The organism is Elioraea sp. (assembly GCF_022842375.1).
Taxonomy (GTDB): Bacteria; Pseudomonadota; Alphaproteobacteria; order Acetobacterales; family Acetobacteraceae; genus Elioraea_A.
Map to the genome: position 1 here is coordinate 129,491 of NZ_JALHPR010000001.1, position 26,079 is coordinate 155,569.

Here is a 26,079-nt window from a genome sequence, read left to right on the forward strand (position 1 = left end):
CGTCCCTCCTGCGAATGCGCGGCCTCAGTTGCCGCGGTCGGCCTTCACGATTTCCGTCATGGTCACGCCGAGGCGATTGTCGTCGACCATGACGACCTCGCCGCGCGCCACGAGGCGGTTGTTCACGTAGATGTCGATCGCCTCGCCGAGCTTGCGGTCGAGCTCGACCACGGCGCCGCGGCCGAGCTTGAGCAGCTGGCTCACCTGCATCGTGCTCTTGCCGAGCACGGCGGAGACCTGGACGGGGATGTCGTAGACCGCCTCGAGTTCCCGCGCCGGCCGCCCGGCACCAGGCTCGCCGTCGGCAAGCGTGACGTCGGTGCCGCCGGAGAGATCGTCGAGCTCGATCCCCTGCGCGCCTTGCCCCTGCTCAGTCGCCATCGCCCACCTCCTGTTCTGCGTCCGTCTCGCTCATCGCAAGCCCAAGCCGGGCGAGCACGTCGCGCGCTGCCTGTTCGAGCACCTTCGGGTCACGCCGCGCCTCGCCGCCTGGCCAGCTGATCCGCATTTCCCCCGCGACCATGCCGTCGGTCGGAAGGACATCGAGCTTGCCGGTGAAATCCGCTGCCTCCGCCGCCGCCGCGAGGCGGGGGGCGAGTGACTTCGCATGCTCCGGCGGCAGGCGGATCACGATGCGATCGACGCCGGAGAGCTGATCGAGCAGTGCCTTGGCGAGCTCGGCGCATCCCTGCTGGGCATGGTGTGCCGCGGCCTCTGGCAGCGCGCGGGCAAGAAGGTCGAGTGTTGTTGCGGCAAGCGCACCGGCGGCCCGCTCGGCCGCGCGGCTGGCCTCCGCCTTCGCGTCACCGAGCCTCGCCGCAATCGTCTCGAGCGCACCGGCGATGCGCGCCTCGATGGCCGAGCGGGCTTCGGCGGCCCCGGCGGCACGCCCTTCGAGAACGCCTTCGGCACGCGCCTCGGCAAGCTCGTCGGCGGTGAAGGAGGGAGCGATCACCTCCGGTTCCGGCGCTGCCTGGGCGAGGCGTCCGCGCGCGCGGCCCTGTTCGCCCGGTGTGGCGAAATCGTCCTCGAACAGGTAGCGGCGCTGGTTGCCGGCAACCGCGTCGGTGCGCGACCCTGCGGGCCTCGCAAGGGCGGAGAGCGCGATCGGGCGTGGGGCTGCGGTCATCTCAGTACACCAGCTCTTCCTGGCGGCCGTCGCTGATCTGGATCTGGCCGGATCCGGCGAGATCCTTGGCGGCGGCGACGATGGCGGCCTGCGCCTCCTCAACGTCCTTCAGCCTGACGGCGCCGAGGCCAGCGATGTCTTCCTTCAGCATCTTGCCCGCGCGTTCGGAGAGGTTCTTGAAGAAGAGGTCGCGGATGCTTTCCGACGCGCCCTTGAGCGCGAGGGCGAGCTTGTCCTTCTCCACCGACCGCATCAGCACCTGCACGCCTGCGCCATCGACGCGGGTGAGGTCCTCGAAGGTGAACATGAGGCTCTTGATCCGCTCTGCCGCCTCGCGGTTGCGCTCCTCGAGCGCCGAGAGGAAGCGGCTCTCGGCCGCGCGGTCGAGGCTGTTGAAGATGTCGGCCATCATCTCGTGTGCATCGCGGCGCTGCGTGCGCGCGAGGTTCGACATGAACTCCATGCGGAGCGTGCGCTCGACGCCCTCGATCACGTCCTTCTGCACCGCCTCCATCCTGAGCATGCGCATCACCACCTCGAGCGCGAAGCTCTCGGGCAGGAGCTGGAGCACGCGGGCGGCATGGTCGGCGCGGATGCGCGAGAGCACGAGTGCGACGGTCTGCGGATATTCGTTCTTGAGGTAGTTCGCGAGCACCTGCTCGTTCACGTTGCCGAGCTTGTCCCACATCGTGCGGCCGGCAGGACCGCGGATCTCCTCCATGATCTGCGACACGCGGTCCTTCGGCAGGCTCTTGGAGAGCAGCCGTTCGGCGCTCTCGAAGCTGCCGCGGAGGTTCCCGGTCGCGCTGATCTGGTCGGCGAACTCGACGCAGAGCCGCTCGACCACGTTCGCCGAGACGACGCCGAGTGTCGCCATCGCCGACGAGATCTCCTTGATCTCGTCCTCGTGCATCATCGCGAACAGCCGCCCTGCCGGCTCCTCGCCGAGCGAGAGCATCAGGATCGCGGCTTTCTGGGGGCCGGTGAGGCTGCGATAGTCCTCGCGTGCGCGTGCCATGACCCTGCCCCCCTCAGCTCTCTTGCGCCATCCAGCTGCGGATCACGCCGAGGGCTTCCTCCGGGTGCTTCTCCGCGAGATCGGCGACGCGTCGCAGGCTCGAGGCGCGCATCTGTCCTTCCACCTGCGACATGTTGATCAGGTTGTCGCCGTCCATCACCGCCATCTCGCCATCGGGTCCGGCGATCATCGCCTGGCCGCCCGGGCTCGCCAGCGCCGCTGCCGCTGCCGCTGCCGCGGGTCCGGTCAACGCGGGCAGGCCGGAGGTGCCGGGAAGGCCCGCGAGCATGTCGCCGCCGGCTGGGCTGACGCGCTCCAGCACCCGTCCCGCCAGGGGGCGGACGACAAGCAGGAGGGCCAGCAGGGCGATGATGCCGAAGACCGCCGTCTCGATGATGCGCACGATCTCGGTCCGACCGATCGGCAGGCCGAACAGGTTCTCCTCCTCCGCCGTGCCGGCGTCGGGCTCGGCGAAGCGGAGGTTCACCACCTCGACCTTGTCGCCGCGCGCCTCGTCGAAGCCGATCGCGCCGCGCACCAGGGCGGTGATCTGGGCGATCTCCTCCGGCGTACGCGCGCGCCACGCCGCAGCGCCACCTTCTGCCGGCCGCGCCAACGCGCCATCGACCAGCACCGCGATCGACTGGCGTCGCACCTGCGGCGCATCGCGCACGATCTGGCGGAGCGTCCGGCCGATCTCGAAATTCGTCGTCTCCTCCGTCCGGCTGTCCTCGTTGGTCGAGCCTGCGGTCTGCGCTTCCGGGTTGGGCAGGTTGTTGCCGACGGTGACGTTCTGCGAGCGATCCTGGCCGCGGCTGTTCTCGTTCACAGAGGAGGTCGAGCGTGCGACCTGCTGGTCGGGGTCGAAGCTCTCGCGGCTTTCGGTGATGCGGTCGAAATCCATGTCGACCGTCGCCTCGACGCGCACGCGGCCGATGCCGAGCGTGCGCTCGAGCAGCTCCTCGACGGCGCGGGAGAGGCGAAGCTCATGGGCGCGGCGCACCTCGTCGGCGTTCATCGCCATGCCGACGCCGTTGACCGCCTGGCCGCCGCGCGCGAGCAGCGAGCCGCGGCTGTCGACGACCGAGATGTTCTGCGTCTTCAGCCCCTGCACCGCCGCCGCGGCGAGGTGGACGACGGCCTGCACCTGCTCGCGGTCGAGGCGCTGCGCGCCCGTCATGGTCAGCACGATCGAGGCCTGCGCCTCGGCCTGCTGGCGGGCGAAGGGCTCGCGCTTGGGCAGCACGAGATGCACCCGCACCGCGCGCACGCCCTGGAGCTGGCGGATGGTGCGCGCAAGCTCGCCCTCGAGCGCGCGCACCTGGTTGATGCCCTGCTGGAAGCTCGACGCGGTCATGCTGTCGCCGCGGTCGAAGATCTCGTAGCCGACCGATCCGCCGGTGGGCAGGCCTTCGCCCGCGAGGGTGAGGCGGATGCGCGCGACCTGCTCGATCGGCACCATGATCCGCCCACCGTTGCCTTCGAGGCGGAAGGGAACGCGCTGGCGCTCGAGGCTCTGGACGACGGCTGCGCTGTCGCGCAGGTCGAGGTCGGCGTAGAGCAGCGCCATCGGAGGCTGGCCGGCGCGGGCGGCGAGGAAGATGATGAGGCCAAGCAGGCCAGCGGCAACGATCCCAAGGGCGGCAATCCGCGTTGGCCCCAGCGTGCGCAGTCCCTGCAGCAGCCCGTTCACGATCCGACCCTCTCCATCCGCGCGATCCTGGCGGCGCGGCGTCCTGCCGCGGTCGGGACAGTGGCGTGCAAGCCATTACCCGGCGGTTAAGGCCCCGGCAGAAACTGCCGGGGCCGCGCCGCTGGCCGCTTCCAACTCACTCGTCCGGCAGAACAGTCCTGATCTTGTCGGAGCTGACGGTGATCTCGCCCAGCCGAAGCTGGATCGTCCCGTCCGTCGCGCGCTCCGCCCCGGTGACGCGGCCATAGACCGTCGTCGTCGCCGTCGCCGTGCTCGAACCTGTCTGGCCGGTGACCGCGATGGTGTAGACGCCGTTCGGCATCGTGTTGCCGCTGTTGTCCTTGCCGTCCCAATAGAAGCCGTGGGTGCCGGCACCCGTCTCGCCGACGGCCGTGCGCACGACCCGGCCGGCTGCGTTGGAGATGGTGATCGCGCTCTCGGTCACGGGGGCGGAGAACGTATAGGTGCCAGCCGCCTCTCCATCCTGGAGCGGCGCCTTGTTGCCGTCGATCTCCACCGTCCGCCCGATCATCGGGGTCAGCGCCGTCAGCTGCGATGTGCTCTGCAGCTTGATCAGGTTCTCGAGGTTGCCGTTGGTCGCCAACTGCTGCTCGACCTGCGCGAACTGCACGAGCTGCTGCGTGAACTGGTTGGTGTCCAGCGGCGCGGTCGGGTCCTGGTTCTGTAGCTGCGTCGTCAGCAGCTTCAGGAAGTCCTGGAAATTGCTGGCGATCTGGTTGCTCGAGGTCTTCGCCACACCCTGGCGGTCGGCGGTCGAGAGCGTATTCGCGATCGTGGTCATGGCACCTGTCCTTCGGTCTCAGACGGCGAAATCGAGCGCGCCCGCGGCACGCTGGCGTGTGGGGGCAGCGGAGGTGATGGGGGCGGCGTCGGCCGCGAGCGATGACTGGCGTGCGCCGCGGCGGCCGCCGTCTCCCTGCTCGGATCGGCCGTTCTCCGGCCTGCCGTCACGCTGCTGCTGGTCGTTCGGGGCGAGGTCGAAGCTGAGCGAGCGGCCTTCCGGGCCCACGCCTGCCTGGGCGAGGGCACGATCGAGCCCTGCCTGGTCGCGCAGGAGAAGCAGCAGGGTCTCCGGCCGCTCTGCCACGACCTGCACGGTCGCGCGCTGTTCGGCATCGCGTTGCACCGAGATGGCGACGCGGCCGAGCTCGACCGGGTCGAGCGTGATGGTGACGGATGACCCATCCGCACCCATGCCGCCGGCGAGGGTGACGACAACGGGCATGATCTGCTGCGCCGGCGGCGTCAATGGCCCACGCTGCACCTGGCCTTGTGCAAGCGCCTGGGCGAATGGCGAATTGGGGGTGGAGAGGCCGGGGGCGGTTGCGGTGAGGCCCTGCGTCGTGACCGGAGACGAGGCCTGCGCCTGGGTCGCGGCCTGGTTCGCGGCCTGGTTCGAGGCCTGGTTCGAGGCTTGGTTCGAGGCCTGGGTGGGCGCATGCCGTGCCTCCGCCCTGGTCTCGGCCTTGGCCTCCAGCTTGGACGTTGCGGCAGCGTCGGCCGCTTCCTCGACCGTCTCCTCGATCGGGGCGAGGCTTTCGGGCTCTCCGGCCAGCGCGATGCTCGCCTGCGGCGCTGCCGGCGCATCATCGGCCGGTCCGGGCGATGTTCCGGGAACGGTCGTTGGCGTCGCCTCCGGCATCGCGTTCAGCGTCACCACGCCGGCTGCCGAGACGGCGCCCGTCAGGGTGGGCGCGGCGGGGCGGGTGGCGCGCGGCGCGGACCCTTGCGTGCCAGCCTGCACCGTGACGGATGCGGCGGCAGGGTTCCGCGCGATCGTCTCCGCCGCTTGTGCGTCGGATCGCGCCGTCTCCGCTCCGGCTGTGGGAGGGGGTGCCGCGGCCCTGGTTCCCGGCGGCGGGGCCGTCGTGGGATCCTGTGGTGAGGCCGCCGCGGTGGCGGGCGGTTCCGGCTTGGTCGCATCCCCCGGTACAGCGGCAAGGGGCGATTGCTGCGACGGATCGTTTTGCGATGGCGCCGATGCCGCGTCCCCCGGCATGGCTCCTGCGACCGGTGCTGTGCCAGATGCGGGCGCGGCTGCATCGCCACGCGGCGCGCCTTGCGGCGGCGTGGCTGCTGGCGCGTGATCCGGCAGAGGGGCGGGAGCCAGTATGGGCGCTGCGTCGGGGTCCGCCATGCCAATCCCTGGCGGGTGCGGGGCCGTAGGGACGATCGGCGCGGCGGGTGCCTCGGCCACCCCGATCTCCGCCGGCACTGCCACAGCGCCGTCCGGCAGCAGCGCTGCGTCGATGACGAGGCCATCGGCACCGAGATGGGAGGCGGGCTCGGGTGCGTCCGCTTCCTCCGCCATTGGGTTCGTGGCGTCGGGCGGCAGGGTGTCGATCATGGTAGGGGCCAGCGCCGTCGTCGTTTCGGCAGCGCCCGGCGCAGCCACCCCAGCGTCCTGCCCAACTGCGTCTGGCCCAACTGCGTCTCGCCCAACGGCCTCTTGCCCATCGGGCTCTGCCCCACGGGCTTCGGCTGGGCTGGCAGCATCGGTTCCGGCAGCGTCTGCCGCCAGCGCGGTGACGAGCGCGTTTGCAAAACCGCCCTCGCTACCCGCGCCAGGGGAGAGGGTGGGCGGTGCAGGCGATGGCCCCGAGCGTGGGGAGGGCGATGCGGTGATCATGCCCCGGCCTCCGCAACTGTTGGGCCAGAGAGACTTTTGTTTTGTATCATAGGGTTGGGATGCGGACGGCGCCGGCCCTGCCCGGCAAGTCCTGCCGTGGCGGGCAGTTCCTCCCCACTCGCATGCGCCTGTGCGCGCGCGGCAGAACCGACCCGGCAAAACATGCCGGGCGCGGCAGGACTTGCCGGGGGCCGCACACCGCTGCGTGGCGCGGCAGCCGATCGCATGCCGGAACAAGCCGTTTGGCGCGGCATGTGGCTTGCTGGGTGTTCCGCGCGCGATGCGCCACAGCCGGGCGCCGCATGGAAACGAGGGTTGGCAGGATGCCGCTGAAGGTCGTGCTGAAGCCTGGCGAGACGCTTGTCGTCAACGGCGCCGTCATCGGCTCCGGGGATCGTACCGCAACGATCTTCCTCCACAACGAGGCGCAGTTCCTGCGCGGGCGCGAGATGCTGCGCGCCGAGGAGGCCGTGGGGCCTGAGCGTCGGCTCTACCACGCGATCCAGCTCGCCTATCTGGGACAGGGCAGCGAGGACGCCGTGCATGCAGCACTGGCCGCGCTGCGCCACGCACGCCCGGAGTCACAGGACGACCTCGCCGCGATCGCCGAACTGCTCTCGCTTCGCCGTCACTACCAGGCGCTGCGCCGCTGCCGGATGCTGTTTCCGCGCGAGGCCGGCGCCGCCGCGTGACACGGCCGCCCGGCAGGCCCTGCCGGGAGTAGGGCATCCCTGCCGGGCACCCCAACGCCCTGCGCACCCGGAAGCCCAGCCAAAACCGGCCTTTCTCCTCGCTTCCCCCTCCTGGCACGAACCCTGCTGAGTGTTGGCCCGGCGCCCGGCCCCCGCGAGGGGGCAGGGCAGATTGGATCAACACCCAGGCGGCACTGTGCCGCGGGAGTTCGGAGAAAGACCATGTCGCTCTTCGGTTCGATGACCACGGCGATCGGCGGGCTCACCGCGCAGTCGCGCGCGCTCGGCCATATCTCGGACAACGTCGCCAACAGCCAGACGATCGGCTTCAAGCGGATCGATACGAGCTTCGTGAGCTTCATCACCTCGTCGTCGCAGCGCCTGCACACGCCAGGCAGCGTGGTGGCGCGGCCCGACTTCACCCACACCATCCAGGGCACGATCGAGCAGACCGAGAACAAGACCGCGCTTGCCGTCGCCGGCCAGGGGTTCTTCTCCGTCGCCTCTCCCTCGGGCGAGGTGAACGGGCTGCCGACCTTCGATCCGCGCCAGTTCTACACCCGCGCCGGTGACTTCGCGCTCGACCGCAACGGCTTCCTCGTGAACAGCGCCGGCTACTTCCTGCAGGGCTGGGGCGTCGACGCAAACACGCGCGACGTCGACCGCACCTCGGTGCAGCCGATCCGCGTGAGCCAGCTCGTCTCGAACCCCGTCGCCACCTCCGAGGTGACGATGGCGGCGAACCTGCCCGCGAACCCGCCCGAGGGGCGCAACAACTTCTCCTCCTCGGTCGCGATCTACGACGCGATCGGCGAGCAGCGCACGCTCGAGCTCGAGTGGACGCGCGCGGGCTCGAACAACTGGCGCCTCGACGTGGTCGCACCAGGCTCGACGCTCGACCCCGTCGGCGGCGGCAGCTCCATCCCCGGCTTCGACGACCAGGCGATGTCGAGCTTCAACGTGCAGAATACCGTCCAGCCCGTGCAGCAGCAGGATGACGTGGAGATCCCTGCCACCATCACCAACGGCCAGTTCTTCCAGGTGACGATCAACGGCATCGTCATCAGCTACACCGCCAACGCCACCGACACCTCGACGACCGTGCGCAACCAGCTGATCAGCCGCATCAACACCGACGCGGCGACGCTCGGCGTGAACGCCACTGCGCAGGCAGCCGACACGCTGCGCCTGAACGCCACCAGCACGGGAACACCCTACACCCTCGCCACCACGGCCAACCTCACGGCGAGCTCTGTGCAGGCGAACGTGACGCCGCAGTTCCAGACCGACAGCTTCACCTTCACCGGCACGGTCGGCGAAGTGGGCGATGCCTTCACCATCAGCCTCGACGGCGTCACGGGCGGCTTCCCCGCCACCAAGAACTGGACCTACACGACGACCGGCACCGAGGGCTCGATGAACTCGGTGGTCAACGGGCTCGCCGCGTTGATCAACGCCGACAGCGAGAGCCCCGCGATCGCCACCGTCTCGGGCTCGATCCTGACGCTCGTCGCCAAGCGCGGCGTGCCGATTCCAGGCTGGAACGTGGCGGGTGCGGAGAGCAACGTCACGATCGGCGCCGTGGTCGCCGGCACCGACTATTCCGTCACGGTGAACGGCAACCAGTACACCTACACCGCCGGTGGCGCCGACACCGCCAACGACATCCGCGATGCGCTGATCGGGCAGATCAACACCGCGCTGAACCCGAACCCCGCCTCGATCGTCGACGCCGATACGCTGACGGTGACGGCGGGCGCGCCGAACTCGGTCATCGCGGGTGCGACCAACGTGACGGCGACGCTGAACGGATCGGCGATCGACATCGACATCGGCGCGGCCGTGCCAGGAAACGTCTACGCCGTGACCGTGAACGGCGAAGTCTACACCTACACGGCCGGTGGCGCCGACACGCAGGCGACGATCCGCGACCAGCTGATCACGCAGTTCAACGCCAGCCCGCCGGGGCCGGCGCGCATCACAGGTGCCGGCACGTTCGAGATCGTTCCGGGAACCGGCAACCCCCTCGACATCCAGGTTGCCGGCAACGTGACGGCGACGACCGGCGGCACGCGCACGGCCAACGGCAACATCCCGCCGCATATCCAGGTGAGCTTCGGCGCAGCGGGTGATCCGACCCGGGCCGGCACGATCACCTCGCTGTCCGGTGCGAATGTTGCCGGCGGCACCGCGACAGTTCCGGCGAACCAGCTGACCGGCGACCGCGCCTATGTCGATGTCGAGCTGAACTACGGCTCCGGCCCGCAGACGGTGCGCCTCTTCCTCGGCAGCTTCGGGCTGGCCGACGGTGTCACGCAGTTTGCCGGCGCCGACTATGCGGTGCGCAGCCTCGAGCAGAACGGCGTGCCGCAGGGCAGCTTCTCCTCGCTCGCGATCCGCGAGAACGGCGACGTCGCCATCAACTACGACAATGGCCAGAGCCGCGTCATCAACCGCATCCCGGTGGTGACGTTCAACGAGGCCGACAAGCTCGAGCGCGTCGACGGGCAGGGCTTCATGCGCACGACGGAGAGCGGCGAGGCGCGCGTTCTCGACCCCTCGCGCGATGGTGCCGGCAAGCTCGTGATCGGCTCGATCGAGCGGTCGAACGTCGACATGGCGGCAGAGTTCTCGAAGCTCATCATCGCCCAGCGCGCCTACACGGCAAACACCCGCATCGTCTCGGCCTCGGACGAGATGCTGCAGGATACGCTGAACATGAAGCGCTGACCGGCAGGCGTTAGGGGCAGGAGGCACCCGTGTCACTCGACGGCGCAATCGGCATCTCGACATCGGGCCTGCGTGCGATCTCGGCACAACTGCGCACGGTCTCGAACAATGTCAGCAATGCCGAGGTTCCGGGCTATACCCGCAAGGTGGTGCCGACGCGGTCTGTCACAGCAGACGGCATCGGCATCGGCGTCGGCATCGAGCAGGTCCAGCGCGTCACCGACACGGCGCTGCAGCGCGCCGTCTGGGCACGCGAGGCGACCTTCGCGGCGGCGCAGACGCGCACCGACATCCTCGCCCCGATCGAGAGCCTGCACGGGCGCCCGGAGGACGGGTCGAGCCTTGCCGGCCTGCTTGGCCGTGTGCAGGAGAGCTTCGTCTCGCTGACGGCGGACCCGACCTCGGCGAGCCTGCATGTCGAGGTGGTGCAGAACGCCGAGACGCTGGCCGCGCGGATCAACGAGATGGCCAGTGCCGTCACCTCGGCGCGGAACCGATCGCAGGACCTGCTCGCCGCGGGCGTCGGCGAGGCGAACCGCCTGCTCTCGGAGGCGGGCGTGCTGTCGCGCGAGATCATGCGGCTCCGGAACGAGGTGCAGGGCACGGCGGAGCTCGAGGACAAGCGCGATGCGATCATCGGCCAGCTTTCGACAATGATCGATATCCGTGTCGTGCTGAAGGAGAACGGCGAGATGCTCGCCTTCAGCCGCGGTGGATTGTCCATTCCCTTGCGTGGCGATGCCTTCTCCACCACCGGCGCTGAACTCGGCCCGGGCTCGTTCTACGGCCCCGCCGGCGGCTCGACGCCGGGCGTCTTTCTCATCGATCCCTCGCGGCCGGAGCAGCCCTTCGACATGACGCGCGGCCAGTTCGGCGGCGAGCTTGGCGCGCTGCTCTCGCTGCGCGACGAGACGCTGCCGCGCTTCACAGCGGAGCTTGACGAATTCGCCCAGAAGCTCGCCCGCCGCTTCGACCAGCAGGGGCTCCGCCTCTTCACCGATGCCTCGGGCAACGTGCCGCAGGAAGGCGGCGCGGTGCCGCAGTCGCGCTATGTCGGCTTCTCCACCGAGATCCGCGTGTTCCAGCACGTGCAGAACAACCCGCGCCTGGTGCGCGACGGCACCCATGCGATCCCGGCCGGCATCCCTGATTTCCCCGCCACGCGCGAGGTGCAGCCGCCCTATGGCGATCCGTTCACGCCGAACCCATTGGGCGGGCCCGAGGCGTTCACCGGGCTCGTCCAGCGCATCATCGACTATACATTCGGCGCCAATATCGGCCTCGGCCGCCCGCACGACCCTGCCTTCCTCGCCAACGGGCTTGGGCCAAACGGCACCATCTCCTCGCCGATCCCGGCAACCGGCACGCTCTCGAGCTATGCCACCTCGCTCGTCTCGACGCAGACGGCGGAGCACAACGCGGCAAAGGCGACGGCCGAGAGCGAGCGTTCGACGCGCGACCTGCTCGCCAACCGCTATGCCGATGTCGTCGGCGTCAATCTCGACACCGAAATGGCGCTGCTCGTGCAGCTCCAGAACGCCTACCAGGCGAACGCACGCGTGCTCACCACCGTCCAGGCGGTGTGGGATGCGCTGCTCAACAGCGTGCGCTGAGAGGGAACGAGGCCATGACGCAGTCGATCTCGAGCTACGGCACGATCGGGCGGACACTGACATCCGCCCTCCAGGTGCGCGACAGGCTCGACCTGCTCACCCGCCAGGCTTCGTCGGGCCGTGTGTCGGAGACCTATGGCGGTCTTGCCCCAGGCGCATCGGTGTCGATCTCGCTGCGGGCGGAGGTGAGCCGGCGCGAGACCTACACCCAGGCGATCGGCATGGCGGAGCTTCGCCTGAAGGTCATGCAGCCGGCACTCGGGCGGATCGGCGAGCTTGCGTCGGAGATGGCGAGCAAGGCGCTGTCGGCCGTTACGCAGGGCCGCGTCTCGGTCGAGGTGGTTGCGGAGCAGGCCCGGGCGGCGCTGAGGGAAATTACTGTGCTGCTGAATACGCAGGCCGGCGACGAATACGTGTTCGCCGGGACCGACAGCACGCGGGCGCCGATCCCGAACCCGAACAACATCCTCCAGTCGGGTTATTTCACGCAGACCCAGGCAGCGGTGCAGCAATTCGCACTCCCCTGGGACGACGACGCCGATCCGCTGACGCCGGACGTGCCGCGCAGCGCCAGCCAGGTGCTGGCCGATACGCTGCCGATCGCCGCGTCCGACGCTGCCGGCACCACGCCGTTCTCGACCTTCCTCTCCACCACGTCGCCGGCCGGCGGGCTTGGCGAGCCGCGGACCTGGATCGCTGCCGATGACGGCCAGCGCATCACCTACGGGCTGCGTGCAAACGAGAATGGTGCCACCGTGTCGCGCACCGAGCCGCCGAGCACGGGGAGCTTCATCCGCGATATCATGCGGGGGCTCTCGATGCTCGGCTCGCTGAGCGAGGGCATCCGCGACCGCGACCAGACCGACATCGCGGGCGATGCCTTCAACGAGCTGCTCACCGGCATCGCCGGCACGCTCCAGTCGGCGCACAAGACGCTGGAGGAGGAGCGCGGCACGCTCGGCGTGTCCGAGCAACGGCTCGCCGCGCTGAAGGAGCGGCATGCCGACGTGACCGTGGTGCTGCGGACGCAGATCAGCGCCGTCGAAGATGTCGACATCGCCGAGGTGTCGGCGAGGCTGCAGCTGCTGCAGACGCAACTCGAGATGAGCTATCGCCTGATCGGCAATCTCCGAGACATGAGTCTCGCGCGATATCTCTGATCCATTCCTGCCGCCATACGGCGGCAGGATCTTCCGCCCGGAAAACTCGATCGGCGAAACCTGCCCGGCAGCGCCCCTGCCGGGCTTGACTGCGTCTCCAGCAGGCTCGACGAGAAGCGATAAAGCCCTGAAAAAGCACGATAAAAATAGTGTGCGCCGACTTGGCATGGCGCGGCACGGGGGTTGCAGCCGCACATCCGCGCACGATGCGCAGCCGAGCGCTGCCCCCCACCACATGGCCAGGGGAGAGGCGGGGCGGCGGAAACGGATGACGCAAGGAGTGGATGACGATGACTTCTCTGAACACCAACGCAACGGCGATGGCTGCGATCCGCAGCCTCAGCATGATCAACGCCGACATGGGCAAGACGCAGGCGCGCATCGAGAGCAACCTGCGTGTGAACCAGGCGAGCAACGACCCCGCCGTGTTCGCGATCTCGCAGGGCATGCGCGCCGACCTCAAGGGCCTCGACGCGGTGAAGGACAGCCTGAACTTCGGCACCGCCACGCTGAAGGTGGCACAGGCCGCCGCGACCAAGATCTCGAACGAGCTCGCGACTCTGAAGCAGACGGTCACCCAGGGCCAGCAGCAGGGCCTCGACAAGGACTCGATCAACGCGCAGATCGAGAACGCGATCAACAACATCAACGCGTTCACGCGCACCGCCACGTTCAACGGCGTGAACCTGATCATCAACGCTGCCGAAAACGCGACCTACGGCGTCGATGACAACTCGCTGACGGTTGTCTCCGACATCCTCGGCAACACCCAGTCGACCGCCGCGGCCGACAGCTCCGCCCAGGGCCTTGGCATCGCCGGGCTGACCTGGGACCAGGCCGCCTTCGAGATCGCGTTCGACGACACGATGGCGTTCGCGAACGGCGACCTCGTGACGCTTCAGCAGGCCAATGGCCGGCAGGTGATCTTCGAGTTCGTCGACGGCGCGACGGCAGTCACGTCGGTCGCGGTGGAGGATGACCCCGCGACCGCGACGACGGCGACGGGCGGCAACGAAGAGGTGAAGGTCGTCGCGATCGTGTATGACAGCGCGGCAGAGAGCGCGACCGTCGGCCTGCAGAAGCTGATGGATGCAGTCCGCGCCGAAGGCTTCGGCGTCTCGCTCGGCCGTTCGGAAGAGGCCGGCACGGAAGGCCAGACGGCGATCACCATCACCGGCGGCCTGGACGTTGCGAACTCGGCAAGCACGATCGCCACGGGTGCGACCGACAACCAGGTCGGCGGCACCGACACCGCGATCGCGGCGGTCGACAATGCGATCGACCTGATGGGCACGACGCTCGCCACGCTCGGCGCCTCCGTCCGCCAGCTCGAGAGCCTGTCGGAGTTCAACAAGCAGCTGACCGACAGCGTGAAGGAAGGTCTCGGTGCGCTGGTCGATGCCGATCTCGCCGAGGAGAGTGCGAAGCTCACCTCGCTGCAGACCAAGCAGCAGCTGGCCGTGCAGTCACTCTCGATCGCCAACCAGCAGGGCCAGGCGCTGCTCAGCCTGTTCCGGGGCTGATCGGAGACGGGGGAGGCGACAGCGCCTCCCCCATCCTGCCCATGGCATGGCGCGCGCGGCACAGGCATTCCTTTCCTGCCGGGCGGCAGGTTCTGCCGGGCAGGTCGCGCGTGCGGCAAATCCTGCCGGGCGAGACGCTCTGCTGCGCGGCTTTTGCTGCCCGCCAAGCCATTGAGAAAACGTCATTAACCCATCATTCACGTTTGTCTCGCATACAGAATGATGTGGCACGCCCGTTGCAAAGTGTTCGTCGCGCAAGACAGCGCGGCCGACCGTTGCCCCTCCCTTCAGACGGATACGGGGCGGGCGGGGCGGCGGAAACGGATGACGCAAGGAGTGGACGACGATGACGTCACTGAACACCAACGCAACGGCGATGGCTGCGATCCGCAGCCTGAGCATGATCAACAGCGACATGGGCAAGACGCAGGCGCGCATCGAGAGCAACCTGCGTGTGAACCAGGCGAGCAACGACCCCGCCGTGTTCGCGATCTCGCAGGGCATGCGCGCCGACCTCAAGGGCCTCGACGCGGTGAAGGACAGCCTGAACTTCGGCCAGGCGACGCTGAAGGTGGCGCAGGCCGCGGCGACCAAGATCTCGAACGAGCTCGCGACGCTGAAGCAGACGGTCACGCAGGGCCAGCAGCAGGGCCTCGACAAGGACTCGATCAACGCGCAGATCCAGAACTCGCTGAACAACATCAACGCGTTCACGCGGACCGCCTCGTTCAATGGCGTGAACCTGCTGATCAACGCCGGCGAGAACGCGACATACGACGTCGATGACAACTCGCTGACGGTCGTCTCAGACATCCTCGGCAACACCCAGTCGACCGATGCGCTCGACAGCTCCGCCCAGGCACTCGGCATCGATGGCCTGACGTGGGACCAGGCGGCTTATGAGATCGCCTTCGATGACGCGATGGCCTTCGCCAACGCCGACCTCGTGACGCTGCAGCGCAACGACGGCAGCCAGGTGATCTTCGAGTTCGTCGACGGCGCCACGGCCGTCACCTCAGTCGAGGTCGAGGATGACCTGACGACGGCGACGACGGCGACCGGCGGCAACGAACAGGTGAAGGTCGTCGCGGTCGTGTACGACAGCGCGGCCGAGAGCGCCACCGTCGGCCTGCAGAAGCTGATGGACGCGATCCGCGCCGAGGGCTTCGGCGTGTCGCTCGGCCGTTCGGAAGAGGCCGGCACGGAAGGCCAGACGGCGATCACCATCACCGGCGGCCTCGACGTGGGCAACTCCTCGATCACCATCGCGGCAGGTGCGTCCGACGCCCAGGTCGGCGGCACCGACAGCGCGATCGCGGCGGTCGATGCGGCGATCGATACGATGGGCGTGTCGCTGGCCACCCTCGGCGCCTCGATCCGCCAGCTCGAGAGCCTCGCCGAGTTCAACAAGCAGCTGACCGACAGCGTGAAGGAAGGCCTCGGCGCCCTCGTCGATGCCGATCTCGCCGAGGAGAGTGCGAAGCTCACCTCGCTGCAGACCAAGCAGCAGCTGGCCGTGCAGTCGCTCTCGATCGCCAACCAGCAGGGCCAGTCGCTGCTGAGCCTGTTCCGCTGATCGATCCTACCGGCGTGGAGGGCAGCGGCGACGCCGCCCTCCACGCCACGCCTGACGGCCCCGAAGCTCCCTCCCGCAGAAGGCATGAGACAGCATCATGAGCGTCGCCCGATACACCGCAACGATGGCCGTCACGCAGGGCCCGCGCGAGATCGAGATCCGCGCGTTCCGCTACGTCAACGGGCTGCTCGCCGCCGTGACCGACGGCGACGTGCTGGCCCGCATGACGGCGCTGCGCAAGAACTTCCAGCTCTGGTCGATGCTGCTCTCCGACCTGATGCTGCCTGACAACGCGCTGCCGGCGGAGCTGAAGGCGCATCTCGCCTCGCTCTCGCTCTGGGCGCAGAACGAGAGCAACCGCGCGATGTTCGAGGATGGCCGCAGCCTTTCGGCGCTGATCACCGTGAACCGCGACATGATCGAGGCGCTGGAGACGCAGACGAAGCCGCCGGCAGTCCCTGTTGCCGCGACGCCCGCAGCCGCGAAGTCGGGCGCCCCGGCCTCTGCCCCGCGCAGCCTGGCAGCGACCGCCTGAGGAGAGGCAGATGCTCTTTGGTCTCGGCGCACCGACGGCATGGGCCGTGCTGCAGCGAAGCGGGGAGCAGATGCAGACCCGCTTCGAGCAGCAGAAGACCGTGACCCGCGAGGTGGAGCGCTTCCGCGAGCGTGCCTCGCAGATCGGCTCCGTCGAAGAGCTGATGAAGGACCGCCGCACGTTGCAGTTCGTCCTCGAGGGCTACCAGCTCGAAGGCGAGATCGACAAGCGCGGCATCATCAACAAGCTGCTGACCGACGACCCGGCCAACACGCGCAGCTTCGCCAACCGGATGATCGATCCGCGGTATCGCGAGATCAACCGCGACTTCGGGCTGACCGAGGGCGCCCCCCTCGCCAACGCGGCGCTGGTCGAGCGCATCATCGACCGCGCGCTCACGAACCGCTTCGAGAAGTCGCAGGGCGAGGCCAATCCCGGCGTGCGCGAGGCGCTCTACTTCAAGCGGATGATCGGCAGGGTCGGCAGCGTCGTCGAGCTGATGAACGACAGGGTGCTCACCTCGGTTGTGCGCGGTGCGCTCGGCCTGCCGGAGAAGTTCGGGCTGCTCGAATTCGACCAGCAGAAGCGCATCCTTGAGAAGCGCGTCGACTTCGAGAAGCTGAAGGATCCGAGGGAAGTCGACCGGCTCGTACAGTCGTTCCTGATCAAGACCGAGAGTGAGCGCGCGCCGGCGGCCTCCAACCCGATGCTGTCGCTGTTCGGCGGTGGCGGTGGATCGGGCGCGTTGTTGTCGCTGATCGGCAGGCGCGTCTGATGCGAGCCCTCACCCGCTGCCGCGGGAGGGGTTCGACCATGGCGGCGTGGACGGAGTCTACGGCATGGACTGCGTTTCAGGCGACGACGGAGAGCCCGTCCTCGTCCGTCCCGGCGGGCAGGTCGCGCGTCAGCGGCATCGGGCCGGAGCGGATGTTCATGCCAGCCTCGTAGGCCCTGAGCTGGCGCGGCGAAGGCGCGCTGTTGGCCAGCTCGCCGCTGTCGTTGAAGAACTCGACGACGACGATGCCGAGCTTCTGGTCGAAGCGGAGCGACGGGTTCACGAGCGGTGCCGCAGCGGCGGCGCGCGCAGGGGCTTCCTGCATGGCCTGGCTCTGGACCTGGAGAGCCTGGTTCTGGGCAGCCTGTGATGACCCCTTCTGGATCGCGGTCGTTCCTGAAAGGGGAGCTATCGCTTGCATGGCAAACCTCCAATGCAACCCTAACGCGACGCACCAATGAATACAATGACAAAAGTTCAAAACGACGAAATCGGAAGTGAATTGCAGACAATAGTCTGTCGTATGCGTGATGAATACAATAGAAGGCAGCAGAATATTGACGCTTTTGGGATGCCGTTAACCTTTTCCCAGCAAGGCTGCGACCGTCAATTCGGGCAGGGAGCAGACCGATGGCGATCCTTGGTTTCAATCTTTCGAGCACCTCGCGCGATCCTGGCTGGGACCCCGGTGCCGCCGCGAGCCATGATGCGCTCTGGCAGAATTTCGCGACCGGTTTCACCTACCGCCCGGCCACGGGCGGGGCCACGCAGGACAGCCGCGGCAACGCCGATACCGCGACGGCGGGTACATTCAACGTCTTCGACAGTGCCGCTGGCAGCATCGACATCACCGGCGTGCGCTTCCAGAACGGCAACACCGTCAACGGCAACACGGCGTCAGGGGGAACTGCCGCGAGTCTCGACTGGTCGGCCGATGGAACGACAGCGACCCTCTCGCTCGATCGCGCCTGGAACACCATCAAGAACGCCGAAGTCTTCAGCTTCACGGGTACCGCGCTGACGCTGAAGAACTGGGTCGATGTCTGGGTGCATCTCGACAATGATTTCGGCCAGTCCATCACGGTCGACGGCGCCAAGCGCGGCGAGGTGACGACAGGCAGTGGCGACGACACCGTCTGGGTCGGTGTCGACAGCAACGGCACAGGCTGGACCAACCATTTCAAGGTCGCCACGGGTGACGGTAACGACACGATCACGATCGCCGCCTCGACCGCCGACTACTCGGTCACTTCCTTCAACACCGCCGCCTACGATGGACGCTGGACGACGACCGACATCGATGCAGGGGCCGGCAACGACACCGTCACCGGTGGCGCGGGCGCCGACACGATCCGCCTCGGCCAGGGCGACGACACGGTCACCGGCGCTTTCGGCAATGACTGGATCGACGGTGGCCCGGGCTGGGACACGGCGATCTATGTCGATCTCTGGGTGAACTATGAGATCCGCGAAACCCAGCAGGGCTGGACGGTGCGCGACCTGCGCACCGACATCGCCGGGAACGAGGGCTTCGACACGCTGGTCGGGATGGAGCAGATCGTTTTCGCCGACCGTACGATCTTCCTGGTCGCGCCCAACCTCGCCCCTGAGGCGATCGACGACGTGATCACCTTCGGCGCCATCGGCTCCGAGATCATGAGCGTGCTCGGCAACGACCGCGATCCCGATGGCGACCAGCTCATCGCGCAGCTCGTGGATGGCCCAGCCTTCGGCACGCTCACCCTCTCGAAGGACGGCTCTTTCGTCTACACGCCTGCCGAGGGTTTCGCGGGGACCGACAGCTTCACCTACCGTGCGGGCGACGGCCAGGCGTGGAGCAACGTCGCGACCGTCACGATCGTCGTGCCGGAGATCAACGCCGCCCCCGTGGCGGTGAACGACAGCTACACGACCGATGAAGGCGTGGTGCTGGTCATCTCCGGCGCCGGCGTGCTCGCCAACGACAGCGATGCCGATGGCGATGCGCTTGCCGCCCTGCTCGTCGCCGGCCCCCGGAACGGAACTGTGACGCTCTCGGCCGACGGTTCCTTCGTCTACACGCCGGATGCCGGGTGGTACGGCAATGACAACTTCACCTACCGCGCGACCGATGGCGAGGACCAGTCGGCCACCGCGACGGTGCGCATCGTCGTGACACCCGTCAACGAGGCGCCGGTCGCCATCGCCGATCTCTACACCCTGGCCGAGGATGGCGTCCTCTCGGTGCAGGCGCTGGCCGGCGTCCTCGCCAACGATCTCGACAGCGATGGCGACGCGCTCACCGCGCAGCTGGTGTCAGGCCCGGCGCATGGCACGCTGACGCTCGGCGCCGACGGCGCCTTCACCTACGTGCCGCATGCCGAATGGAACGGCACCGACAGCTTCACCTATCGTGCGCGCGACGGCCTGGCGGGGAGCGCGCCGGTCACCGTCACCCTCGTCGTCGGCGCGGTGAACGATACCCCCGAGGCGGTGGGCGAGAGCTTCACGCTGCTCGAGGATGGCGTGCTGACCGTCGCCGGTCCGGGCGTGCTCAGCAATGACAGCGACATCGACGGCGACGCGCTGGCCGCCGTGCTGGTGCGAGGGCCTGCCAACGGCACGCTCACGCTGAATGCCGATGGCAGCTTCACCTACGTTCCGAGGCCCGACTTCTTCGGCAATGACAGCTTCGTCTATGCCGCATCGGATGGTGCGCTCTCGTCCCAGGCGACGGTCAGCCTCCGCGTGAACGGCACGAATGACGGCGTCACGGCGGTCGGCGAGACCTTCGCCGCGATCGAGAACCAGACGCTGACGGCGCAGACCAACCGCAGCCTGCTGCGCAACGACAGCGCCCCCGATGGTGGCCTCGCTGTCGTCGCCGGCACCTTCCAGACGGAGCAGGGAGGTACGATCGAGCTCAAGGCGAACGGGACATTCGTCTATCGCCCGGCGCCGCACTTCTCCGGCAACGACCAGTTCACCTACACGGTGCGCGACGCCGACGGCGACACGGCGACGGCAACCGTCGTGTTCGTGGTCGAGGACAGGCCTGAACCGCCCTATGCCGTGAACCTCGATGGCATCGCGCTTGGCCAGGGTGGATATCGCATCACCGGCGCGGTCGGCGATGCTGCCGGAACCTCGCTCGCAGGTGGGCGCGACATCAACGGCGACGGGGTGTCGGACTTCGCCTACGGCTCTCCCTTCGCCGATCCGTCGGGCCGGAGCAATGCAGGCTCCGTCACGGTGGTGTTCGGCGGTGGTGCGGGCGGTTTCACCATCATCGGTGCCGCGACCAACGACAACGCCGGCGAGGCGATCGCGTTCCTGCCGGACATGAACGGCGACGGGCTGGCCGAGATCCTCGTCGGTGCGGAGGGCCACGACGCCGGCGGCTCGAGCGCGGGGGCTGCCTATGTCGTCTGGGGCAAGGCCGATGGCAGCACGGTTGATCTCGCGCAGGTCGCGCTCGGCAATGGCGGGTTCCGGATAACTGGTGCGACCGCGAGCGACGGCGCGGGCCTCGCGCTCGACCATGCCGGCGACGTGAACGGCGACGGCATCGCCGACGTGATCGTCGGCGCCCGCCTGAGCGATGCGAACGGCACCAATGCAGGCAGCGCCTATGTGGTGTTCGGCAAGACGGATGGGGCCGGCGTGTCGCTCGGCGCGCTCGGCACCGCCGGGTTCGAGATCCGTGGCGCGATCGCGGGCGACCAGGCAGGCGGTGCCGTCTCAGCCGCCGGTGACGTGAACGGCGATGGCTATGCCGACATCCTGGTCGGCGCGCGGTTCGACGATACCGGGGGCACGAACAACGGTGCTGCTTTCGTCGTCTATGGCGGGCCCACCATGGGGACGGTGGAGCTCGGTTCGCTTGGTACCGGTGGCCTCCGCATCATCGGCGAGGCAGCGGCCGACAACGCGGGCTGGTCGGTCTCGGCCATCGGTGACCTCAACGGCGATGGGCTCGCCGACATGCTGGTTGGTGCCCGCAATGCCGATCCTGACGGCAGCGCCTCCGGGGCTGCCTATGTGGTTTACGGCCGTGCCGGGGGCGGCGACATCCGCCTGTCGGACGTCGCGCAGGGCATCGGCGGGTTCCGCATCGCCGGCGAGGGGGCAGGCGACTGGGCCGGCGGCTTCGTCTCGGTCGCGCCAGACATGAACGGCGATGGCTTCGCCGAGCTCCTGATCGGTGCGCTCGGCGACGACGACGGCGGCTCGAACGCGGGCGCGGCCTACATCGTGTTCGGCAGCGCCGGCGGCTTCAACATCTCGCTGGACAGCGCCGCCGCGGCCCTCGGCGGGTTCAAGCTGTTCGGCGAGGCGGCAGCCGATGCGGCCGGCACGGCCATCGCCTATGCCGGCGACCTGAACGGCGACGGCCTCGGCGACATCCTCGTCGGCGCGCCAGGGGTGGACATCGTCAGCGGCACCGGCGCGGGCGGCGTCTACGTGATCTACGGCCAGCAGGCGTGGTCAGCCCTCTGAGGGCGAGTGTTCCGGAGGTGGAGGGGCGCGACCGGCTCGGCCGCGCCCCCGATACCGCCGCCGGCGGCGTCACGGGGCGGGGCGGACGCTCATCGCGAGGGTGCGTTCATCCATCCGCGGCTCGTACACCAGCGTTCGCTTCGTCGCCCAGGCGTTCACCAGCTGCATGATCGGGCTCAGCGCCACGTCCTCCATCGCCATCTCGACGGCAGTGGGAAGGCCGATGCGCGTCCACATCCCGGCGATCGCCTGCGCCGTCTTGGCATCGTTGGGGTATCGGTCATTCGGCGCGGCGAGGGTGGATGCGGAAGCCCTGCGGATAGCCTGCTTCAGCCAGCAGGCGCTTCGCACCATCGGGGTCGAACGCCGGAACGGCAACGCTGGCGGCTGTATACGCCCGGGGGCAGCCACTGGCCGTTCGGCATCGCCGTTCCCTGCATGATGAGGTCGGCGATCGGCTCGCGGTTGGTGCCGATCGAGAGTGCCCGGCGCACCCGCACGTCCCGCAGCGGGTTTTGCCCGATCGGCGACGCCGGAAATCCCGGGCGAGGCCGTCATTCGAGGCCTGCCACGTCACGGCGGGGGCAGGGCCTATGCGGGCGAACGCATCGCGCGCGACAAGCATGTCGAACAGGTGCATTGCCACGGATTTGTTGGGCGAGGCGTTGAAGAAATGCGGGTCGATCGACGTGGCGGGGGCACCCGCGCCCTAGGTGAGGTGGCTGGCCCCCGATGGGCCGGCGAAGGCGGGGAAGTGGCACGAGCCAGATCGGCCTCGTCCGGCTGCGCCGTGTCGCGGCAGTCGGCGTCAGCACTGGGGTTCCCGACACCGCTCACGATCCCGAGAGCCTAGCCGGGTTTGCACGGCACAGCTATAACCCGTTGCTGCGCTCAAGCGGCATGGGGGGATGGTGTCATGGCTGGGTCTGTTTCGTGCGGGCTGAAATCCGCCCTCCTGGGGGCGACGATGCTCCTGGTCGCCGGACACGGGGCGGGTGCGCAGACATTGACGCTTGCGGTCGGCGCGCCGATCACCTCGATCGATCCACACTTCCACAACCTCTCGCCCAACAACGCGATGGCAGCGCACCTGTTCGAGAGCCTCGTCGACATCGACGAGCGCGCGCGGCAGATCCCCGGGCTCGCCGAAAGCTGGCGGGCGATCGACGACACGACGTGGGAGTTCAAGCTCCGCCCCGGTGTGAAGTTCCACAACGGCAGCGACTTCACCGCCGATGACGTCGCCTTCACCATCTCGCGCGCGCCGAACGTGCCGAACAGCCCCTCTGGCTTCGGCATCTACACCCGTGCGGTCGCCGAGGTGCAGGTGGTCGACCCGACGACGGTGCGCATCCGCACGCGCAGCGTCTACCCGCTGCTGCCGACCGATCTTGCCCAGGTGGCGATCCTCGACCGCGAGACGCACCAGAACGCCGCGACCGAGGATTTCAACAGCGGCAAGGTTGCCTTCGGCACGGGCCCCTACCGCTTCGTGCGCTACGCCCCAGGCGACCGTGTCGAGCTCGAGCGGAACGATACCCATTGGGGCCCGCGCGAGCCCTGGCAGCGCGTGAACTACCGCATCATCGTCAATGATGCCGCACGCACCGCCGCCCTTCTTGCCGGCGATGTCGACATGATCGACCAGGTGCCGACGACCGATGTCTCGCGGCTGCGCACCGACCAGCGTGTCGCGATCAGCGAGATCGTGGGCCTGCGCATCATCTACCTGCATCTCGACCGGTCGCGCACCGACGCCACGCCCTTTGTGACGGGCCCGAACGGTGAGGCACTGGCGAGGAACCCGCTTGATGACGTTCGCGTCCGGCGCGCGCTCTCGATGGCGATCGACCGTGGGGCCATCGTCGATCGCGTGATGGAAGGGGCGGCGATCCCCGCCGGCCAGTTCCTTCCGGCTGGCACGTACAGCCACGTTCCAGGCCTCGATGCGCCGCGCTTCGACCCTGACGGCGCCCGCCGCCTGCTGGCCGAGGCGGGCTTTCCCAATGGGCTGCGCGTCACGCTGCACGGGCCGTCGGATCGCTACGTGAACGACGCGCGCATCATCCAGGCCGTGGGGCAGATGTGGACGCGCATCGGCGTGCGCACCGCGGTCGAGCCGATCCCCTGGACCACCTTCGTCGCCCGTGCGGGCCGGCAGGAGTTCAGCCTGTTCCTGGTCGGCTGGGGCTCGACCACCGGCGAGGCGTCGAGCCCGCTGCGCAGCCTCGTTGCCAGTTTCGATCGCGAGAAAGGCTTCGGCGCCTCGAACCGCGGCCGCTATTCCAACAAGGAGATGGATGCATTGCTCGAGCGCGCGCTCGGCACGGTCGACGATGCCGCGCGCGAGAAGCTGCTGCAGGATGCGACGCGGGTGGCGATGCAGGATGTCGGCATCATCCCGCTGCACATCCAAAAGAACGTGTGGGCCACGCGTCGGGCCTACACCCACACCGCGCGGGTCGACGAACTCACCCGCGCAATGGACGTTGCCCCCGCGCGCTGAGCCGCGTTCCTTGCCGCACCCTGCACGCTTGGGCATAGTCCCAGCGCGCGTGGGGTGCGCTTGCGCGGCGCGCCAGACGAGGGCAGGAACGGGGATGATGCAGGGCCGATGACGGTCTACCTGATCAGGCGGCTGATGCAGAGTGGCCTCGTCGTGCTGGCGATGACGCTGATCCTCTTCGTCGGCGTCTACGCGATCGGCGATCCCGTCGAGATCCTGATCAGCCCCGATGCCGACCAGATCGAGCGTGAGCGCGCAATCGCGGCCCTTGGCCTCGACCGGCCGCTCTGGCTGCAATACGTCACCTTCCTGCAGAACGCGCTGAAGGGCGATCTCGGCCGCAGCTTCGTGTTCAACGAGCCTGCGCTGAAGCTGATCATGCAGAAGATGCCGGCGACACTCGAGCTTGCGCTGGCCGCTACCGTGTTCGCGATCCTGATCGGCCTGCCGCTCGGGCTCTGGGCAGGGCTTCGGCCCGATGCGGTGTCGAGCCGCGTCATCATGGCGACGTCGATCCTCGGCTTCTCGCTGCCGACCTTCTGGGTCGGGCTCATGCTGATCATGGTGTTCGCGGTGCAGCTCGGCTGGCTGCCGAGTACGGGGCGCGGCCCGACGGCCGAGTTCCTCGGCGTGCAATGGTCGTTCCTGACCGTCCAGGGCCTCCGCCACCTCGTGATGCCGGCGCTGAACCTGTCGCTGTTCAAGGTCTCGCTCGTCATCCGCCTCACCCGCGCGGGCGTGCGCGAGACGGTCATGATGGACTACGTCAAGTTCGCCCGCGCCAAGGGCCTGTCGCCGAGCCGGGTGATCTTCGTGCACGTGTTGAAGAACATCCTGATTCCAGTCGTCACCGTCACCGCGCTCGAGTTCGGCTCGACCATCGCCTTCTCGGTGGTGACGGAGAGCATCTTCGCCTGGCCAGGCATGGGCAAGCTGATCATCGACAGCATCTACGTTCTCGACCGGCCGGTGATCGTTGCCTACCTGATGATCATCGTCTTCATGTTCATCATCATCAACTTCACGGTCGACGTTCTCTACAGCGTGCTCGACCCGCGGGTGCGGCTGCAGGACCAGAAGGCATGAGCGCTCCCTCGGCCGCCGCCGCCCCGGTCGCTGGAGGCGAGGAGACGCCCTTCCGCCGCTTCGTCGCCGACTTCGCCGAGAGCAAGGTTTCCGTCGGCGCGCTCCTCTGCTTCACCGTCATCGTGCTGGCCGCGCTTTTCGCGCCCTGGATCGCGCCGCAGGACCCCTACGACCTCGCCCAGCTCGACATCATGGACGGGCGGATGGAGCCCGGCACCGTCGGCGGCGCGGGCTTCACCTACATCCTCGGCACGGATGACCAGGGCCGCGACATGTTCAGCGGCATCCTCTACGGGCTTCGCATCAGCCTGATCGTCGGCGTCGGCTCGGCCTTCATCGCGTTCTGCGTCGGCACGGGGCTTGGCCTGCTCGCCGCCTATTTCGGGCGCCGCACCGATACCGTCATCATGCGGCTGGTTGACCTCCAGCTCTCATTCCCCTCGATCCTCGTCGCGCTGATGATCCTCGCCTTCCTCGGCAAGGGCATCCTCAACGTCGTCATCGCCATCGTGATGGTCGAGTGGGCCTACTACGCGCGCACGGTGCGCGGCACCGCGCTGGTCGAGCGGCGGCGGGAGTATATCGAGGCCGCGACGTGCCTCGCCCTCTCGCACAAGCGCATCGTGTTCCGCCACCTGCTGCCGAACTGCCTGCCGCCGCTCATTGTCGTCGGCACGATGCAGATCGCCCGCGCCATCGCACTGGAGGCGACGCTGTCGTTCCTCGGCCTCGGCGTTCCGGTAACGGAACCTTCCCTCGGCCTGCTGATCGCCAATGGCTACGAGTACATGCTGTCGGGCAAGTACTGGATCAGCTTCTATCCCGGCATCGCGCTGCTCGTGACCATCGTCGTCATCAACTTGGTGGGCGACCAGCTGCGCGACGTGCTCAATCCGCGCCTCAGGAGATAGGCG

20 protein-coding genes are annotated in these 26,079 nt (G+C 68.3%); 12 read left to right on the forward strand and 8 right to left on the reverse strand.

Going from position 1 to position 26,079, the window contains the following annotated elements; all coding sequences use genetic code 11:
- Positions 1 to 24 precede the first annotated feature (24 nt).
- The 6 genes from fliN to Q0C38_RS00660 form a co-directional block, all read right to left on the reverse strand.
- Positions 25 to 381, reverse strand: coding sequence for a flagellar motor switch protein FliN (gene fliN / locus Q0C38_RS00635; RefSeq protein WP_291295109.1), 357 nt, complete (start codon positions 379 to 381; stop codon positions 25 to 27).
- The gene (locus Q0C38_RS00640) at positions 371 to 1,129 is read right to left on the reverse strand and encodes a hypothetical protein (protein ID WP_291295110.1); all 759 of its coding nucleotides are present in this window, start codon (positions 1,127 to 1,129) and stop codon (positions 371 to 373) included. The genes fliN and Q0C38_RS00640 overlap by 11 nt, the downstream gene beginning before the upstream one ends.
- A gap of 1 nt (position 1,130) precedes the next feature.
- On the reverse strand, positions 1,131 to 2,147 hold the full coding sequence (gene fliG, locus Q0C38_RS00645) for a flagellar motor switch protein FliG (protein ID WP_291295111.1): 1,017 nt from the start codon (positions 2,145 to 2,147) through the stop codon (positions 1,131 to 1,133).
- A gap of 13 nt (positions 2,148 to 2,160) precedes the next feature.
- Positions 2,161 to 3,840, reverse strand: a complete 1,680-nt coding sequence (gene fliF, locus Q0C38_RS00650) for a flagellar basal-body MS-ring/collar protein FliF (protein WP_291295112.1) — start codon at positions 3,838 to 3,840, stop codon at positions 2,161 to 2,163.
- A 136-nt stretch (positions 3,841 to 3,976) separates the two neighbouring features.
- Positions 3,977 to 4,642, reverse strand: a complete 666-nt coding sequence (locus Q0C38_RS00655; protein WP_291295113.1) for a flagellar hook assembly protein FlgD — start codon at positions 4,640 to 4,642, stop codon at positions 3,977 to 3,979.
- An 18-nt stretch (positions 4,643 to 4,660) separates the two neighbouring features.
- Positions 4,661 to 6,208 carry a flagellar hook-length control protein FliK gene (locus Q0C38_RS00660; protein WP_291295114.1) on the reverse strand — a complete coding sequence of 516 codons (1,548 nt, stop codon included), beginning with the start codon at positions 6,206 to 6,208 and terminating at the stop codon, positions 4,661 to 4,663.
- A gap of 584 nt (positions 6,209 to 6,792) precedes the next feature.
- Here Q0C38_RS00660 and Q0C38_RS00665 point away from each other — a divergent pair.
- The 8 genes from Q0C38_RS00665 (at position 6,793) to Q0C38_RS00700 (ending at position 17,094) form a co-directional block, all read left to right on the forward strand.
- A complete protein-coding gene (locus Q0C38_RS00665; protein WP_291295115.1) occupies positions 6,793 to 7,182 on the forward strand; it encodes a flagellar biosynthesis repressor FlbT in 390 nt (129 codons plus the stop codon).
- A 222-nt stretch (positions 7,183 to 7,404) separates the two neighbouring features.
- Positions 7,405 to 9,912 carry a flagellar hook-basal body complex protein gene (locus Q0C38_RS00670; protein WP_291295116.1) on the forward strand — a complete coding sequence of 836 codons (2,508 nt, stop codon included), beginning with the start codon at positions 7,405 to 7,407 and terminating at the stop codon, positions 9,910 to 9,912.
- A gap of 29 nt (positions 9,913 to 9,941) precedes the next feature.
- Positions 9,942 to 11,525 (forward strand): flagellar hook-associated protein FlgK, encoded by a 1,584-nt coding sequence (locus Q0C38_RS00675; RefSeq protein ID WP_291295117.1) that lies wholly within the window; start codon positions 9,942 to 9,944, stop codon positions 11,523 to 11,525.
- A gap of 14 nt (positions 11,526 to 11,539) precedes the next feature.
- The gene (locus tag Q0C38_RS00680; RefSeq protein WP_291295118.1) at positions 11,540 to 12,685 is read left to right on the forward strand and encodes a flagellin; all 1,146 of its coding nucleotides are present in this window, start codon (positions 11,540 to 11,542) and stop codon (positions 12,683 to 12,685) included.
- Positions 12,686 to 12,969: 284 nt separating this feature from the next.
- Positions 12,970 to 14,208 carry a flagellin gene (locus tag Q0C38_RS00685; RefSeq protein ID WP_291295119.1) on the forward strand — a complete coding sequence of 413 codons (1,239 nt, stop codon included), beginning with the start codon at positions 12,970 to 12,972 and terminating at the stop codon, positions 14,206 to 14,208.
- Between the two features lie 346 nt (positions 14,209 to 14,554).
- A complete protein-coding gene (locus tag Q0C38_RS00690) occupies positions 14,555 to 15,784 on the forward strand; it encodes a flagellin (protein ID WP_291295120.1) in 1,230 nt (409 codons plus the stop codon).
- Positions 15,785 to 15,881: 97 nt separating this feature from the next.
- Positions 15,882 to 16,319, forward strand: a complete 438-nt coding sequence (locus Q0C38_RS00695; protein ID WP_291295121.1) for a flagellar biosynthesis regulator FlaF — start codon at positions 15,882 to 15,884, stop codon at positions 16,317 to 16,319.
- A 10-nt stretch (positions 16,320 to 16,329) separates the two neighbouring features.
- Complete coding sequence (locus Q0C38_RS00700) at positions 16,330 to 17,094, forward strand: DUF1217 domain-containing protein (RefSeq protein WP_291295122.1); 765 nt, start codon at positions 16,330 to 16,332, stop codon at positions 17,092 to 17,094.
- Positions 17,095 to 17,170: 76 nt separating this feature from the next.
- Here Q0C38_RS00700 and Q0C38_RS00705 read toward each other — a convergent pair whose 3' ends face one another.
- Entirely contained in the window at positions 17,171 to 17,419 is a 249-nt protein-coding gene (locus Q0C38_RS00705) for a hypothetical protein (RefSeq protein ID WP_291295123.1), read from the reverse strand.
- 305 nt (positions 17,420 to 17,724) lie between these two features.
- Between Q0C38_RS00705 and Q0C38_RS00710 the strand changes: the two genes are divergently transcribed.
- Complete coding sequence (locus tag Q0C38_RS00710) at positions 17,725 to 21,573, forward strand: tandem-95 repeat protein (RefSeq protein WP_291295124.1); 3,849 nt, start codon at positions 17,725 to 17,727, stop codon at positions 21,571 to 21,573.
- Between the two features lie 69 nt (positions 21,574 to 21,642).
- Here the strand turns inward: Q0C38_RS00710 and Q0C38_RS00715 are convergent, their stop codons facing one another.
- Positions 21,643 to 21,927: a hypothetical protein gene (locus Q0C38_RS00715; RefSeq protein ID WP_291295125.1), complete on the reverse strand. Its 285-nt coding sequence runs from the start codon at positions 21,925 to 21,927 to the stop codon at positions 21,643 to 21,645.
- Between the two features lie 562 nt (positions 21,928 to 22,489).
- Between Q0C38_RS00715 and Q0C38_RS00720 the strand changes: the two genes are divergently transcribed.
- The 3 genes from Q0C38_RS00720 to Q0C38_RS00730 all read left to right on the forward strand — a co-directional run bounded on the left by Q0C38_RS00720 (position 22,490) and on the right by Q0C38_RS00730 (position 26,076).
- Entirely contained in the window at positions 22,490 to 24,079 is a 1,590-nt protein-coding gene (locus Q0C38_RS00720) for an ABC transporter substrate-binding protein (RefSeq protein ID WP_291295126.1), read from the forward strand.
- A 108-nt stretch (positions 24,080 to 24,187) separates the two neighbouring features.
- A complete protein-coding gene (locus Q0C38_RS00725; protein ID WP_291295127.1) occupies positions 24,188 to 25,165 on the forward strand; it encodes an ABC transporter permease in 978 nt (325 codons plus the stop codon).
- Positions 25,162 to 26,076, forward strand: coding sequence for an ABC transporter permease (locus Q0C38_RS00730; protein WP_291295128.1), 915 nt, complete (start codon positions 25,162 to 25,164; stop codon positions 26,074 to 26,076). The genes Q0C38_RS00725 and Q0C38_RS00730 overlap by 4 nt, the downstream gene beginning before the upstream one ends.
- The last annotated feature ends 3 nt before the right edge of the window (positions 26,077 to 26,079 follow it).